Origin of the sequence: Streptosporangium minutum, assembly GCF_002149035.1 — a bacterium.
GTDB classification, from domain to species: domain Bacteria; phylum Actinomycetota; class Actinomycetes; order Streptosporangiales; family Streptosporangiaceae; genus Streptosporangium; species Streptosporangium minutum.
On record NZ_NGFP01000045.1, the window covers coordinates 1 to 14,834 of the forward strand.

A 14,834-nucleotide genomic window follows, 5' to 3' on the forward strand; every position below is an offset into this window, starting at 1 on the left:
GCCACCGGGGAGGTCATGCCCTGCGGTCCACCGCCGGGCACCAGTCCGATGTGCTGGCCCTCGGCCTCGAAGCCGACGTAGTAAGGAGAGTCGGTCTGCGGCGCGATACCGAGCAGGGCCGCGTACACCGCCTTGGCCTTCGCCAGGTCGGACACGGGGTGCAGCACGGTCTTGATTCCCTGGGGGGAAGAGCCGGTCATGGTCGCTCCTGTGGTGGTGGGCCTCGTCGACCCGCTGTTTGCGTGTTCACAGCTTCGCTTCCGGCCTGACCGGGCCGCATCCGTGGTGACCACGGAACCACCCACGGATCGACGACACGGAGCGCGCACAGGGGCCACTACGGATGAGAGCGCAGAGGGGGTGCGGCAAACTTGCACAGTGGTGACAGAAGTGGAGATCTCCCCCGGGAAGCCGAGGTGCTGGAACTGGTCGGGGCCCATTTCAGCAACGCCGAGATCGCGGCACGGCTGTGCATCTCGGTGCGTACCGTGGAGAGTCACGTCTCCTCGCTGCTGCGCAAGCTGGAGGTGCCGGATCGGCGGGCGCCCGGTCAAGGAGCAGGTCGGCCCGCTCCGGGTCGCTCCGGGCGACGGCGAGCAGGCAGAGCAGCCGATAATCGAGGCATGGCTCCCCACGTCGCGCTCGGGCGCCGATCGCGTCACTGAGGCTCAGCGGGAATTTCCGGCCGGATATGACCACGACCCGACGACGGGCCCGCGGGGACGGCCGCCCGAGGAGGCCGTCCCGTGACGGGCACCCCGCCGATCATCGCTCCGGGCGGTCGCCGGTGTGCTCCAGGATGGCGTCGGCGAGCTGCCGGTGCACCTGAGGGGGCAGGGTGTGGCCCATCCCCTCGATCATCAGAAGCTCGGCCCCCGGGATCTCCTGGGCGATGAGTGCTCCGTGACCTGGTTTGACCGGCTCGTGCGTGCCCTCGATGACGAGCGTGGGCGCGACCACCCGGTGCAGGATTCCCACGGGCTCGAAATCGGCGGCCGAGGTCCCGGCGCGCTGGTGGTTGGTCACGGCCGCGGGATCGGCGGCGCGGTCGTGGAGCCGCTCCTCCACGCGCCGCTGCTCGTCCTCGTCGAACGGCAGGGCCGTACCGTGCAGCACCCGGGCAAGCTCGATCTGGAAGTCGATCTGCTCGCGCCGCCCGGCGGGCGGCGGGTTCACCGCCGCCTTGGTGAAGAACTCCACGAACTCCGGCGTGGGCGGGGGCAGGCTGCCGGGGGGCTGCTCCTGGCCCATCAGCGCGCGCATCAGCACCTGTCCCTCCCCGCCGCCCAGCGGTGACGCCCCGATCACCGTCAGCGTCAGCACCCGGTCCGGCTGCTCGGCCGCGATCCACTGGCCGAGCAGGCCGCCCGCCGAGTGCCCGACGATGTGGGCCGCGCCGATCCCGTAGGCGTCCAGGAGGCCGAGGACGTCGGCCTTGATGGCGGCCCAGGTGTAGGGGTGGGAGTCGAAGTCGACGGTGGTCGAGCGGCCGGTGTCGCGGTGGTCGTAGCGGATGACCCGTCGGCCGCCGGCGACCAGCCGTCCGACGAACTCGTCCGGCCACAGGACCCCCTGCGACATCGAGCCCATCACCAGCAGCACCGGGGGGTGCGCCGGGTCGCCGAACTCCTCGGTCCACAGTTCGACGTCGCCGACGTTCACCATGCGTCCCTGAGACATATAAACCGGCTCCTTCTCACAGAGGTTGTCGTCTGCCGATGCCATGAGCCTGGTCTACCGGCGCACCGGTGCCATCAGTAGGACTACTGGGCGCGGCCCACCCCAGTGGCGCGCCCCCTGTTCACGTGCCGCCCCGGAGTTCCGGCGATCACGGGCGGGCAGATGCCGGCAGCCGTGACGGACCGCCTGTCGACGCGATGACCCCGCCGGCTTGGACCCCTCCTGGGCGGTGTCGTCGAAGACGACTGGCGTACGGGCGCCCGTCAACGGACAGACCGTCTGCGAGCAGGAGATTTTCTCTTTTAGCAGGACATAGGCGGCAAAACCCTGCCATGACGGGACTAATACCCCTTCCGGTCACGCCGACGGAGGAGGAGGCTTGAACGGGAGGTGTTCGTAATGGAATCAAAGCAATGGGACGTGCAGATATTCATCAGTGAGGACGACAACGACGACGTCACCACCGCCAAGGCGGTGCTGACGACGCCTGACGGCAGAAGGCGCGAGTGCGTCGCATACGCCCGGCGCAACCCGGAGGACCAGCCTGTTCCGGCGATCGGTGACGAGCTGGCGGCGGGGCGTGCCCTGGCCGACATGGCCGGAAAGCTGATGAGAGACGGCGCCGAGGACGTCGCCCAGTTGGCAGGGCATGCGCCCAGGGCATGGTGAGCTCCGGCTCACCCCAAGGGCCTCCGGTGGATCCGCCGGAGGCCCACACCGGCCTCCGGTGACGGATCACCACCGCCAGATCAACCCCGCTGGGTAACACCACCGGATCAGCGCCACCGGATCAACCCTGCTAGGTAACACCACCGGATCAGCGCCACCGGATCAACCTCGCTGGGTAACACCATCGGATCAGCGCCGCCGGATCAACCTCGCTGGGTCAACCCCGCCAGGTAACGCCGCTGGATCGACGCCGCCAGATCACCACTCCTGCTCCGTCCGAGGCCGGTCCGGCCGGCCTTGCCCTCTCCCGGGCCGGAAGGGCCGGGAGCCGGCCTCTGCCCGCGGAGGCCGCCTGACCATCCTTCCCCCGGGCCGCCTGGCGTTCCCGTCCTCGAACCGTCCGAACGCCCGGTTCCTGTGCCGCCCCGTGACCGGGCCGTCGGGCCGCCCGTACCCCCGGCCCCTGGCGTCCGAGCCGTCGGAACGTCCGTACCCCCGGCCCCTGGCGTCCGAGCCGTCGGAACGTCCGTACCCCCGGCCCCTGGCGTCCGGACTGTTGGACCGCCCGTATCCCCTGCCCCTGTCGTACCTGGCATCCGGACCGTTGGACCGCCCGTACCCCCAATCCCTGTCGCTCCTGGAGCCCAGGCCGTCGGGGCGCCCGTAGCTCCGATCCCTGCCCCGGTCGGCGGCCGAGCCGTTGGAACGTCCGTATCCCCGGCCCCTGGCGTCCGGACTGTTGGACCGCCCGTATCCCCTGTCCCTGTCGTACCTGGCATCCGGACCGTTGGACCGCCCGTACCCCCAATCCCTGCCCCGGTTGGCCGCCGGGCCGTCGGGGCGTCCGTATCCCCTGCCTCTGTCGTACCTGGCGTCCGGGCCCTGCTGCCTGGCCCGCCGGCCACCGGGCTGCTTGAACGCCGGCCCTCCGGGCCGCCCGAACGCCCACTCCCTGTCGCGCCTGGCATCCATGCCCGGCCGCCTGGCCCTCCAGTCACCGTGCCGCTTCACACCCGGCCCTCCCGGGCGCCCGAACCCCCGGTCCCGCTCGCGCCCGCCGGCCGAGTTCGGCCGCCTGACCGCCCAGCTCGCAGGTCGCTTGACGGAGGAGTGTCCCGGTCGCTTGACCACCCAGCTCGACGATTGACCTGATGTCGGCTTCGAGTGCTGGACGGCGCCGACCGCCGCCACCCCTATGAGTACGGCCAGCACACCGGCCCTCATGATGCTCATCCGAGCACACCCCCCGTTTTCCGATCTTCCGGGGGGCACACTTGGTCAGACGGATCTCTACCCGAGTTGGCCGCACGACTAACGATCAGATGCGAACATCGCCCAGGTCACGGGCATGGAGCGCCCCCCGGCCGTTCGCGGTCAGCTCGCGTGGGCGGCGACCGCCGCAGCGCGACCGGCGGCTACCCCATCCAGAGGCCGCCCCGTCCAGAGGTCGCCCCACCTAGAGGTCGCCCCACCCAGGAGTCGCCCGTCCAGGGATTGCCGGCCGCCTGAAGCACCGCCGTCCGCACCCGGGCCGCGCACCCGCCGTACGCCCGCCGCGCACCCGCCGTACGCCCGCCGTACGCCTGCCGAGCCGCAACGTACCGGACTGCAACGTACCGAGCCGTAACCTGCCGAGCCGCAACTTGGCGAGCCGCAGCGTGCCGGACTCCGCACCCTCACCCCTCCATAACGGTTCTCCAGTTCCATTAAGACCTCCCCCTGTGCTACTGTCGCCACATCTTAACGGAATAAAAGTTCCGTTAGATGGTCCGTCACGGAGGAAATCCATGTCCACACTCGACCAGGCCCCGCCGGTCACCACGCCCCACCCATCGGACACACCGGTGAACGCGACCACGCCGCCAGGCGGGCGGCAGGCGGCGCGCATGACAGGGCGCCAGAAACTGGTGCTCGCCCTGCTGCTCGGATCCCAGTTCATGGTCGCGGTGGACTTCTCCATCCTGAACGTGGCCCTCCCCGTGGTCGGCGCCGGTCTGGGCTTCTCCCTGGCCGACCTGCAGTGGATCGCCACCGCCTTCGCCCTGACCGCGGCCGGCTTCACCCTGCTGTTCGGCCGGGTGGCGGACCTGTTCGGCCGTAAGCGCCTGTTCCTGGGCGGCATGGCGCTGCTCGGCCTGTCCTCCGCCCTCGGCGGCCTCGCCACCTCGCCGGGGATGCTGCTGGTCGCCCGCGTGCTGCAGGGGCTGGCCACCGCGGCCGTCACCCCGGCCGGGCTGTCCCTGCTGACCACCTCCTTCAAGGAAGGGCCGCTGCGGGACAAGGCCCTCGGCCTCAACGGCGCCCTGATGTCGGCCGGGTTCACCGCCGGCGCGATCCTCGGCGGGCTGCTGACCGACCTGCTGTCCTGGCGCTGGGCCTTCCTGATCAACGTTCCGGTGGCCGCCCTCGTGGTGGCCCTGGCCCCGTCCGTCATTCCCGACTCCCGCCCCGCCGGCCGTTCCCGGCTGGACGTGCCCGGCGCCGTCGCCGTCACCGGCGGCCTGCTCACCCTGGTCTACGGCCTCACCCAGGCAGGTGAGACCGGTTGGGGCGACCCCGCAACCCTGGCCGCCCTGGTCGCCGGCGCGGCGCTGCTGGCCGGTTTCTGGTTCATCGAGAAGCGCTCCGCCGACCCGCTCGTCCCCGTGCAGATCATGAAGCGACCCACCGTGGTCTGGGGCAACGCCGTGGGCCTGATCGCCTTCGTCACCGAGACCTCCCTGGTCTTCCTGCTCACCCTCTACCTGCAGAAGGTGCTGGGCTACTCCGCGCTGGCCACCGGACTGGCCTTCGGCATCCTGGGTCTGGGCACCGTCATCGGCGGCACCTTCGGCGGCAGGGCCGTCGGCCGGATGGGCAACCGCGCCACCATCGTCATCGGCGGCGTCGTCCAGGCCGTCGCCACCGTCTCCCTGGTCGCGCTCGGCACCTCCGGCGCCTGGATCTGGCTGCTGCTGGCGGCCACCTTCATCGGCGGCGTCGGCAACATGTTCATGATCGTTGGATTCATGGTCACCGCCACCTCCGGCCTGCCCGACCGCGAGCAGGGCCTGGCCACCGGTCTGGCCACGATGACCCAGCAGGTCGGCATCACCATGGGCATCCCGATCATGAGCGCCATCGCCACCGCCCGGATGACCGCTCTGGACGGCAGCGGCCCCGACGCCGTCCTGTCCGGCGTCTCCCTCGCCATCCTCGTCAACTCCGCCCTCGTCCTCGTCGGCGCGGTGCTCGCCGGAGCGTTCCTCGCCCCTCGCCGCGACAAGCGCGCACCGGTCAGGTGACCTCGCCTCAGGGGGCGCCGGGACCTCCCGGCACCCCGGCGACGTCGCCCGTCCGCCGTCTCCCGCCGGCCGGAGAACCGGTGCCGGCGGGGCCGCCGGCGACGTCGCCCATCCGCCGTCTCCAACCGGTCGGCTGGGGAACCGGTGCCGCGGGACCGCCGACGCCGACGCCCGCACCGGATCCGACACCACAGGAGGACAGGGCCATGTCACCGTCACAACCGTCACGGACCGGCGGACCCGGCACCGTCCGCTGGGAGGCGACCACCGTGCCCGGTCCGGGTCACGACGTCCCCCTGCGGGTCTATCGAGGTGGACCGGCCCCGCGTGGCGTGCTGGTGTGGGCGCACGGCGGCAGCTGGTCGGCGGGATCGGCCGCCGGCTGGCACCCGGCCTGCGCCGAACTGGCACGGGCCGCCTTGGCCACCGTGGTCAGCGTCGACTACCGGCTGGCCCCCGGGCACCCTCATCCGGCCGCCCTCCTGGACGTCCTGACCGCCATGACCTGGGCCCAGGCCACCGCAGACGGGCCGATCGCGGTGGGCGGGGACAGCGCCGGCGGCACGATCGCCGCGTGCGCCGCTCTCGCGTGGCGGGACCGGCGGCTGCCGCTGGCCGCGCAGGTGCTGGTCTACCCGCCGATCGACCCGCGCTGCCAGGCCCCCTCCTACGGCCGCGACCCGGAGGCCTTCCCCCACCGCGCCGGACTGCTGGCCGCCTGGCGGGCCTACCGGGGCACCGCGCCCCGCCACCCGGCCGCCGCCGGCGCCACCCCGATCCACAGCACCCCGGACGAGGCCGACGACCTCACCGGACTCGCCCCCGCGATCATCGCCGTAGGCTCCCTCGACCCCGTCGCCGACGACGTCCGCGGATACGCCCGGCACCTGCGCGCGGCGGGAAACACCGTCACGTTCCGGGAGTTCCGCGGCATGCGCCACGGCGCCTTCCTCACCGACCCCGCGCTCCGCCGCTGGCTGGGCGCCGCATACTCCCGGAGGACCTCGTGAACACGACCGCACCGGACCACGCGGCGGCGCTGCTGCGCCACTTCGCCGACCTGCGCGACCGCACCCACGGCGACGCCGTCTCCCGGCAGGACAAGGAGCGCCTCTTCCACCAGGCCGTCGCCCTCCTCGACCCCTACGCCCGGCAGACCCTGGAGGAGGTCGACACCCATCTGCTGCGCGGCACCGGCACGGTGACCGCGACCGGGACGCGCCGCTCGCCGGACGGCGGGGTCGACGCCGTATGGGCCCTGTCCTGGGCCGAACAGCGTGCCGCCGGCATCGGTCCGATCGTCATCCGGGCCTTCTACGGTGCCGGATTCCACCACCCGCACCTGCGGGGCGGCACCGTGGGAGAGTGGCCGCTCAACGTCTTCACCCCCGGGCAGGCCGCGGCCGAACTGCCCACCCTCCGGGCCGTCGTCGCCGCCGACCTGCACAATCTCGTCTTCCAGCGCGACTACCGGATCATCCCCGCCGTCACGGACGGACGGGCGCGATGACCTCTCGGCTCTCGATCCCCGTGCCGCCCCCGTTCCCGGCGGATGCCGCTCCCTCCCGCAGGCCGCCGAGGACGGCCGAGGTCTTCCGGGAGCGACACTGTCAGCGGGCCTGCCGTACGGGCTCGTAGTCCTTCAGGGTGATGCGGGTGGCGAACATGTCGGTCATCTTCAGCATCAGGCCCAGCAGGAAGCGGTACTTGAACGTCCAGTTGCGCATGCGGATCCTGGCCGGGCTGCCGGGTGCGAGGAAGGGGCCGGCGTTGCCGCTCCTGGCTATCTTCGCGTAGCCGCGGAACTCCTCCTCGTACCGCTCGAAGGCCAGACGGTGATCACCGCCGGCCGCGGCCAGCTCGCCCGCCAGGACGTAGGCGCCGACCATGGCCAGGCCGGTGCCGAAGCCGCCCAGGGTGTTGCCGTAGGCGGCGTCGCCGAGCAGCACCACCCGGCCCCTGGCGTAGTGGTCGATCCTGACCTGGCTGATCGAGTCGAGGTAGAGGTCGTCCGCCCGCCGTAGCGCGTCGACGATCTCGGGGCCCCGCCAGCCCATGCCCGCGTAGGCCGCGGCCACGATCTCCCTGTGCCGCTCGACGTCGTAGCGGTCGTAGTCGAGCTGCTCGGAGGCGAAGACGAAGAACCCGGGCGCCTTCGGCCCGCCGACGGTGACCATCCTGCCGGGCTCGTTGTACATCTTCGGCACGGGCCCGAAGTCTTCGGGCAGATCGGCCAGGGCGTAGTAGTAGCCGAGGAACGCGACGTGGTCGGACTCCGGCCCGAAGGACAGGCGGCGCACGTTGGAGTGGATCCCGTCCGCCCCCACCACCAGGTCGAACGTGCGCGGCGCGGCACGCTCGAAGGTGACGTGCACGCCGTCCGCGGTCTCGGTCAGGGACGTGATGGAGTCACCGAAGACGTATTCGCAGCCGGCGGCCGTCCTGTCGTACAGCAGCCTGGACAGCTCGCCGCGCCTGATCTCGATCTCACCGCCGCTGAACTCTCCGGGCATGACCGCCAGCCTGCGGCCGTCGGCGTCGATGATCTCCTGGTCGGTCCCGCCGGTCTGCAGCCGCCGCACATCCTCCAGGATGCCCATCCGCCTCAGCACGGTGAGGTGGGTCTCGCCCTTGAAGTCGACGGCCTGGCCGCCCGTCCGCAGGGCCGGGGCCTTCTCGACGACGGTGACGTTGAAACCGTGGCGGTCGAGCCAGTAGGCGAGGGCCGGGCCGCCGATGCTGGCGCCGGAGATGAGGACGTTGGTGTTCTTCATGTCCCGGAGCCTCGCCGAGGCCGCTGACAGCCCGACGACCACCCGCTGACAGTCACGCGCCGGGACCGTCCAGGACTGTCAGCGCCTCCTGCCGGTCCATCGCCGCGCCCCGCGCGAACACCGTCGCGAACGTCTCGGCGCCGAGGACGTCCGTGGCGCCCGCGGCGATCCGGGCGACGTCGCGGTCACCGGTCACGGCCATGCCTCGCAGCGCCACGCCCACGCCTAGCAGCAGCGCGGCCCGCTCCGCCGTACCCTCACGCAGGGCCTGCCCGGCCAGGCCCTCGGCGACGTCGGCGAGATCGATCGCCGGCGGCGACCGCAACACGACGGCCAGCATCTGGCGATGCCTGATCATGGCCTCCCGCGTGTCGCCCGTCGCCTCGGCCAGCCGTCCGAGCGCGATGAGCACGCGCGAACCGGTGGTCTCGGCGATGAATCCACCGGTCTCCGACGCCGCCAGCGCGGCTCCGAGCCGCCACGCCGCCTCGGCGTGGTCGCCCTCGAAGCGGGCGAGCTCGCCCAGCCCCAGGTGGGCCGCCGCCATCGTCTCCGGCCTGCCCGTCCTGCGGGCGAGCTCGGCCACGCGCAGGTAGTCGGCGGTCGCGGCCACGGTGTCGCCCCGGCGCCGCAGCCCGTCGGCGCGCCTGCACAGCACGTCTGCGATCTCTTCGAGCGCGCCGAGCTCTTCGAGCAGGTCCAGTGCGCCCTGCCACAGCTCCATGGAGCGCGCCCACTCACCGCGCCAGCTCGCGATCAGACCGAGCCAGTCGAGCCCCTGCGCCTTCCCCCAGCGTTCGCCCACCGCGCCGAAGGCCGCGACCACGGCCTCGAACTCCCGCTCGGCACGGGCGACCCGGCCGTCCTGCAGCGACATCAGTGCGCCGCCGAGCCTTTCGAGCGCCTGGCTCCACGGATCGGAGCCGAGCAGCCGTCGCTGCCGTTCGGTCGCCTCGGGCGTGGGCTCGGGCGGCCCCGCCGTCATCCCCCACAGGGCGGGGGCGAACCGGTGCCGCATCGGCCGGTCCAGCGACCGCATGATCGCTTCTGCGCGTTCCCAGTGCCTCGGCCCCGCGTTCGGTACGGCGTGCAGCACGGCCATGACGTACTCGTCGGCCAACTCAGCGGGCGGCTCCGGCTCGATCGCGTCGAGGAGCCGCACGACGTGCTGCGTGGCCTGGCCGCGCCGCCCGCTCAGCCACCAGTACATGGCCATGGCGGCGATCAGCCGCAGCGCCGTCGGCTGGTCGTGCCCGACGGCCCAGCGCAGCGCGGCCTGCAGGTTGGCGTTGTCGGCCGACAGACGGGCCAGCCACCGGAGCTGCTCCGCCCGGTAGAGGTGGGCGTCGGCGCGCCGCGCGAGGTCGAGGAAGCAGGCCGCGTGAGCGGCGCGCAGCCGCTCCTCCTCTCCCGCCTCCGCCAGCCGTTCGGCGCAGAACAGCCGGATGGTGTCGAGCATCTGGTAGCGGTCGCCATCGGTCTCGATGAGCGACCTGTCCACCAGATCGGCCAGCAGTTCCGCGGTGTCCTGGCCGCAGACCCGCTCGACCGCCTCCAGGCTCGCGCCCCCGGAGAACACCGAGAACCGCCTGGCCAGCACCTGTTCGTCGGCGTCCAGCAGGTCCCAGCTCCACTCCACGACCGCGTGCAGGGTCTGGTGGCGGGCGGCGGCGGTGCGGTCGCCGCGCGAGAGCAGCTTGAACCTGCCGTGCTCGGCCAGGCGGGTGGCGATCTCCTCGACCGAGAACGTGCGCACCCGCGCCGCCGCCAGCTCGATGGCCAGCGGCAGGCCGTCGAGCGCCGCACAGATCCGCAGGACCGCGCCGAGGTTGCCGGGCTCCAGCGAGAAGCCCTGCCGTACGGCCGCCGCCCGGTCGGCGAACAGCCTGATCGCCGGATAGCCGAGCGGGTCGTCGGGCACGTCGTCGGGCGGCGGGGTGGCCAGGGGCGCCAGCGGGACAAGGTGCTCGCCGGTGATGCCCAGCGGTTCCCTGCTGGTGGCCAGGACGGTCAGGCCGGGGCAGGCGGCGAGCAGCCGGCGGGCGAGCGTGGCAGCCCCGGTGATCACGTGCTCGCAGTTGTCCAGGACGAGCAGCAGCTCCTGCTCGGCCAGCGCCGCCACCAACCGGTCGGTGGGATCGGGGGTGCCGGACGCGGGCGACCGCAGCCCGGTCTCGCGCAGGCCGAGCGCGCCGAGCACCGCCTGCGGGGCTTGGTTCCCGTCGTCGAGCGGGGACAGGTCCACGAAGCACGCGTCGCCGCCCCGGCGGGCCGCCGCCTCGACGGTCAGCCTGGTCTTGCCGGTGCCGCCGGGGCCGATGACCGTGACCAGCCGGACGGACCGCAGGGCATCGATCCGCTCCAGCTCCCGCTCACGGCCGACGAAGCTGGTGAGCTGGGTGGGCAGGCCCGCCCGCGCGGCGCGCCCGTGCGGCTGCCCGCCGCGCAGGATCGCCAGGTGCACCGCCGCGAGCTCCGGTGAGGGGTCGGCGCCGAGCTCGTCGGCGAGCAGCCGCCGCACGTCATCGAACACGGCCAGCGCCTCGGCCTGCCGCCCGGCCGCGTGCAGCGCCCGCATCAGCAGCCCGCGCGGCCGCTCGCGCAGCGGATGCGCGGCGACCAGCTCCTGCAGCTCGGCCACCGGGCTGGTCTCCGCGAGGGCCAGCTCCGCGTCGGCGAGGTCCTCCACGGCCGTGAGCCTGAGCTCCTCCAGCCTGCTGACCTGTGTGCCGGCGAACGGCGCGGCGGCGACGTCCGCGAGCGCGGGCCCCCGCCACAGCCCGAGCCCCTCCCTGAGCAGGCCGGCCGCGCCGGCGTGGTGGCCCGCGGCGAGCAGGCGCCGCCCTTCGCGGGCGAGCCGCTCGAACCGGTGCGCGTCGACGTCTTCCGGATCGACCGCCAGCCGGTAGCCCGCGCCGTGGAACTCGATCAGATCGGCGGGCAGGTTGCGCCTGAGCCGGGAGATCTGCGCCTGGACGGCGTTGGCGGCGCCCGCGGGCGGGCGCTCGCCGTACTGGCCGTCGATGAGCCGCTCCACGCCGACCGTCCGGCCCGCGTCCAGGAGCAGCAGCGCGAGCAGGGTGCGCGGCCGCGGACCGCCGACGGCGATCAGGTCGCCATCGGCCGATCGCACCACCAGCGGGCCCAGGATGCCGAACTGCACGAGGTCGATTGTCCCCCACCATCGCCCGGCCGGGGGTCGGCGAGGCTCGCCGGCCGGCTCACCTGGCGTCCGGCCACATGTCCGCCTGCTTCCCGGACGGCCGCGAGGCCATGCGCCCGGCCTGTCGCGGCGTGATCCTGAAACGGTGGAGGGCGAGCAGGACGACGCCCCCGACGAGACCGGCTCCCCCAGCGCCTGCCAGGATCCAGCCGCCCTGAAGCTGGGAGGAGTGCTCCTCCTGATCCGATTCGGCGAACCCCGCACGCCGATCGGCGTCCTGCCTCAACTCCTCGTACCGCTCGGGTTCGGTCTCCTTGACGGCCTCCGCCTCGCGGAGCAGCTCGGTCGCCTTCTGGAGGTGGCCGTCCAGCCGCGCCGCCGTCTCGCCCGCCCGGGAGAACGCGAACACGCCCAACGCCCCGGCGATCAGCCCCGCCACCAGCAGTACGGCTCCGAGCCGCGGCACCCATTTCATCAGCTTGCACTCCATGTCCATTGCCGCGCGTCGGTTGACGCGGTCGGTTGACGCGCGACCGGGTGACGCGGGAGCGCACGGTGAAGCCGATGGAAGGACCTCAGTCGCCGCAGCAGGACGCTTTACGACGCATGCGATGAACACCGGTCGCGTTCTCTCCCGAAGGATCTTGAAGATCGCCGCCCGCCGGGCCGCCGCCCTTATGGCAGGGAACGGTAGCTCCGTGCCGCGACCGGCCGCACCCGTCAGCCGGGTGATCTCGCATCCCCCGCTCGGGTGACCCGGCTGCCGAGAGGGTGGCCGCCGTCCCGACGGCGCTCGTCCGCTCCGCCGGACTCGCTGCCGGACTCTCTGACGGACCGATGCCAGGCTCCCTGCCGGACTCTCTGACGGGCCGATGCCAGGCTCGCTGTCGGACTCTCTGACGGACTCTCTGACGGGCCGATGCCGGGCTCGCTGTCGGACGGTCGGGATCGATGCCGGACGACGCGGACAGGTCCGGGAACGGCGAGCGCCAGGCCCAGGCTGAGACGGACAGATCCGGGAACGGCGAGCACCGGGCTCGGGCTGAGACGGCGAGTGCCGTTCCCGGCCACGACCGGGAACGGCACTCGCGGTTGTCTCGTCAGGCCCTCACGGGACTCAGACCGTTGGTGTGTCGTTGACGAAAGCGGTGCAGTTCGCCGGATACGCCGGAGGCCCAAGGGGCGCTCCCGGAGGGAAGAAACCTCCCAGGACCGGGATGGGAAGACCCACGAGGCACCGTGTCCGGGCGATGTCGCCGGTTGTGTTCTGCACCGCGACGTGCAGGTAGGGCAGCACGCCTTCGGTGATCACCGATGTGGCGACGTCGGACACGCCGTTGGGGAAGCCGGACAGAGTCGAGAGGTTGTGCCAGGCAGGCGTCGTCCTCGGGTCGCGGAGGACCACCCTTCCGTCAGATCGCACAGACGTGATGAACTCGTCGAGGAGCAGGGATGACGTGGCGAGGGCGGCTCGCGCGCCCGCGGGGCCTTCCGGACCCGCGGGACCGGTCGCACCCGTGGCACCCGTGGCACCCGTCGCGCCTGGAGCGCCCGCGGGACCCACCGGCCCCGCAGGACCAGCCGGACCGGCCCCACCCGTGGCACCCGTCGCACCCGTCGCGCCTGGAGCGCCCGCGGGACCCACCGGCCCCGCAGGACCAGCCGGACCTATCTCACCCGCGGCACCCGTGGCGCCCGCGGGACCGACCGGACCAGCCGGGCCCTCAGGACCGGCCGCACCCGTGGCACCCGCCAGGCCTGCCGCGCCCGCCGTACCTGCAGGACCGGCAGGCCCGGCAGGGCCCGTGTCCCCCGTCGCGCCCGCCGGACCAGCCGGACCAGCCGGACCCGCGGGGCCCGCCGGACCCACGAGGCCCGTCGCCCCCGCCGCGCCCGCAGGACCCACCGGACCCGCCGGACCAGTTGGACCCGCCGGACCCGTGTCCCCCGTAGCGCCGGTCGCACCCGCAGGACCCGCAGGACCCGTCGCGCCTGTGGCACCCGTGGCACCGGTCGCGCCTGGGGCGCCGGCAGGTCCTGCCGGTCCCGCCGGGCCCGCAGGACCCGTGGCGCCTGTGGCACCCGTGGCGCCGGTCGCACCCGCAGGACCGGCAGGACCCGTGCCACCGGTGTCGCCCGTGTCACCTGTCGCACCCGTGGCGCCCGTCGCACCCACCGGCCCCACAGGACCTGCGGGACCTGCGGGACCCGTGTCACCCATCGGACCAGCCACGCCCGCCGGACCGGCAGGACCTGCCGCACCCGCCGGGCCGGTGGCACCTGTAGCGCCGATCGCACCCGCAGGACCGGCAGGACCCGTGTCACCAGCAGGACCTGCCGGACCGGCGGGACCCGTGTCACCCACAGGACCCGCCGGCCCCGTGTCACCTGTGGCGCCGGTCGCACCAGCAGGACCGGTGGGACCCGTGTCACCAGCAGGACCAGCCACGCCCGCCGGACCGGCAGGACCTGCCGCACCCGCCGGGCCGGTGGCACCTGTAGCGCCGATCGCACCAGCAGGACCCACCGGACCTGTGTCACCCGCAGGGCCCGCAGGACCTCTGTCACCCGCCGGACCCGCCGGGCCAGTCGCACCTGTAGCGCCGATCGCACCCGCAGGACCGGCCGGACCCCTGTCACCAGCCGGACCCGCCGCACCCGCCGAGCCCGCAGGACCCGTGTCACCCGCCGGGCCCACGGCGCCTGTAGCGCCGATCTCACCCGCAGGACCAGCCGGACCTCTGTCACCAGTGGGACCTGCAAGACCCGTGGCCCCCCTGTCACCCACCGGCCCGGCAGGACCAGCCGGACCAACAGAACCCCTACCACCAGCCGGACCAGCAGAACCCCTGCCACCAGCCGGACCGGCCGCACCTCTCGTACCCGCCGGACCGGCAGGGCCCCTGTCGCCAGTGGCACCGGTCGCACCCGCCGGACCCGCAGGACCCCTGTCACCAGCCGGACCCGCCGGACCCGCAGGACCCCTGTCACCAGCCGGACCCGCAGGACCGATGTCACCCGCAGGACCCGCCGCACCTGTAGCGCCGATCGCACCAGCAGGACCCACCGGACCTGTGTCACCCGCAGGGCCCGCAGGACCTCTGTCACCCGCCGGACCCGCCGGGCCAGTGGCACCTGTAGCGCCGATCGCACCCGCAGGACCGGCCGGACCCCTGTCACCAGCCGGACCCGCCGCACCCGCCGAGCCCGCAGGACCCCTGTCACCAGTGGCACCCGCCGGACCCGCGGCACCTGCCGCACCTC

Annotated in this window: 12 protein-coding genes; 5 read left to right on the top strand and 7 right to left on the bottom strand. The window is 73.1% G+C overall.

What is annotated here, in order from left to right; all coding sequences use genetic code 11:
* A partial coding sequence (locus CA984_RS12550; protein ID WP_423229304.1) for a VOC family protein occupies positions 1-200 on the bottom strand: 200 nt, incomplete at its 3' end.
* 216 nt (positions 201-416) lie between these two features.
* Here CA984_RS12550 and CA984_RS48650 point away from each other — a divergent pair.
* On the top strand, positions 417-665 hold the full coding sequence (locus tag CA984_RS48650; RefSeq protein ID WP_278249006.1) for a response regulator transcription factor: 249 nt from the start codon (positions 417-419) through the stop codon (positions 663-665).
* A gap of 100 nt (positions 666-765) precedes the next feature.
* Here the strand turns inward: CA984_RS48650 and CA984_RS12560 are convergent, their stop codons facing one another.
* A complete protein-coding gene (locus CA984_RS12560; RefSeq protein ID WP_086571487.1) occupies positions 766-1,680 on the bottom strand; it encodes an alpha/beta fold hydrolase in 915 nt (304 codons plus the stop codon).
* A 399-nt stretch (positions 1,681-2,079) separates the two neighbouring features.
* Between CA984_RS12560 and CA984_RS12565 the strand changes: the two genes are divergently transcribed.
* The 4 genes from CA984_RS12565 to CA984_RS12580 all read left to right on the top strand — a co-directional run bounded on the left by CA984_RS12565 (position 2,080) and on the right by CA984_RS12580 (position 7,143).
* A complete protein-coding gene (locus tag CA984_RS12565; protein WP_086571546.1) occupies positions 2,080-2,349 on the top strand; it encodes a DUF1876 domain-containing protein in 270 nt (89 codons plus the stop codon).
* A 1,787-nt stretch (positions 2,350-4,136) separates the two neighbouring features.
* Positions 4,137-5,633 carry an MFS transporter gene (locus tag CA984_RS12570; RefSeq protein WP_207620836.1) on the top strand — a complete coding sequence of 499 codons (1,497 nt, stop codon included), beginning with the start codon at positions 4,137-4,139 and terminating at the stop codon, positions 5,631-5,633.
* A 206-nt stretch (positions 5,634-5,839) separates the two neighbouring features.
* Entirely contained in the window at positions 5,840-6,643 is an 804-nt protein-coding gene (locus CA984_RS12575) for an alpha/beta hydrolase (RefSeq protein ID WP_086571489.1), read from the top strand.
* A complete protein-coding gene (locus CA984_RS12580) occupies positions 6,640-7,143 on the top strand; it encodes a hypothetical protein (protein ID WP_086571491.1) in 504 nt (167 codons plus the stop codon). Before CA984_RS12575 ends, CA984_RS12580 begins: the two co-directional genes overlap by 4 nt.
* A 100-nt stretch (positions 7,144-7,243) precedes the next feature.
* On the opposite strand, the gene CA984_RS12585 is transcribed toward CA984_RS12580, so the two are convergent.
* The 5 genes from CA984_RS12585 to CA984_RS48655 all read right to left on the bottom strand — a co-directional run bounded on the left by CA984_RS12585 (position 7,244) and on the right by CA984_RS48655 (position 14,822).
* The gene (locus tag CA984_RS12585; RefSeq protein ID WP_086571550.1) at positions 7,244-8,407 is read right to left on the bottom strand and encodes an FAD-dependent monooxygenase; all 1,164 of its coding nucleotides are present in this window, start codon (positions 8,405-8,407) and stop codon (positions 7,244-7,246) included.
* Positions 8,408-8,459: 52 nt separating this feature from the next.
* Complete coding sequence (locus CA984_RS12590) at positions 8,460-11,570, bottom strand: ATP-binding protein (RefSeq protein ID WP_086571493.1); 3,111 nt, start codon at positions 11,568-11,570, stop codon at positions 8,460-8,462.
* 58 nt (positions 11,571-11,628) lie between these two features.
* Positions 11,629-12,045, bottom strand: a complete 417-nt coding sequence (locus CA984_RS12595; RefSeq protein ID WP_133061645.1) for a hypothetical protein — start codon at positions 12,043-12,045, stop codon at positions 11,629-11,631.
* Positions 12,046-12,687: 642 nt separating this feature from the next.
* The gene (locus CA984_RS47090) at positions 12,688-12,993 is read right to left on the bottom strand and encodes a hypothetical protein (RefSeq protein ID WP_207620841.1); all 306 of its coding nucleotides are present in this window, start codon (positions 12,991-12,993) and stop codon (positions 12,688-12,690) included.
* A 245-nt stretch (positions 12,994-13,238) separates the two neighbouring features.
* Positions 13,239-14,822 carry a hypothetical protein gene (locus CA984_RS48655; protein WP_207620837.1) on the bottom strand — a complete coding sequence of 528 codons (1,584 nt, stop codon included), beginning with the start codon at positions 14,820-14,822 and terminating at the stop codon, positions 13,239-13,241.
* Between the last annotated feature and the right edge of the window lie 12 nt (positions 14,823-14,834).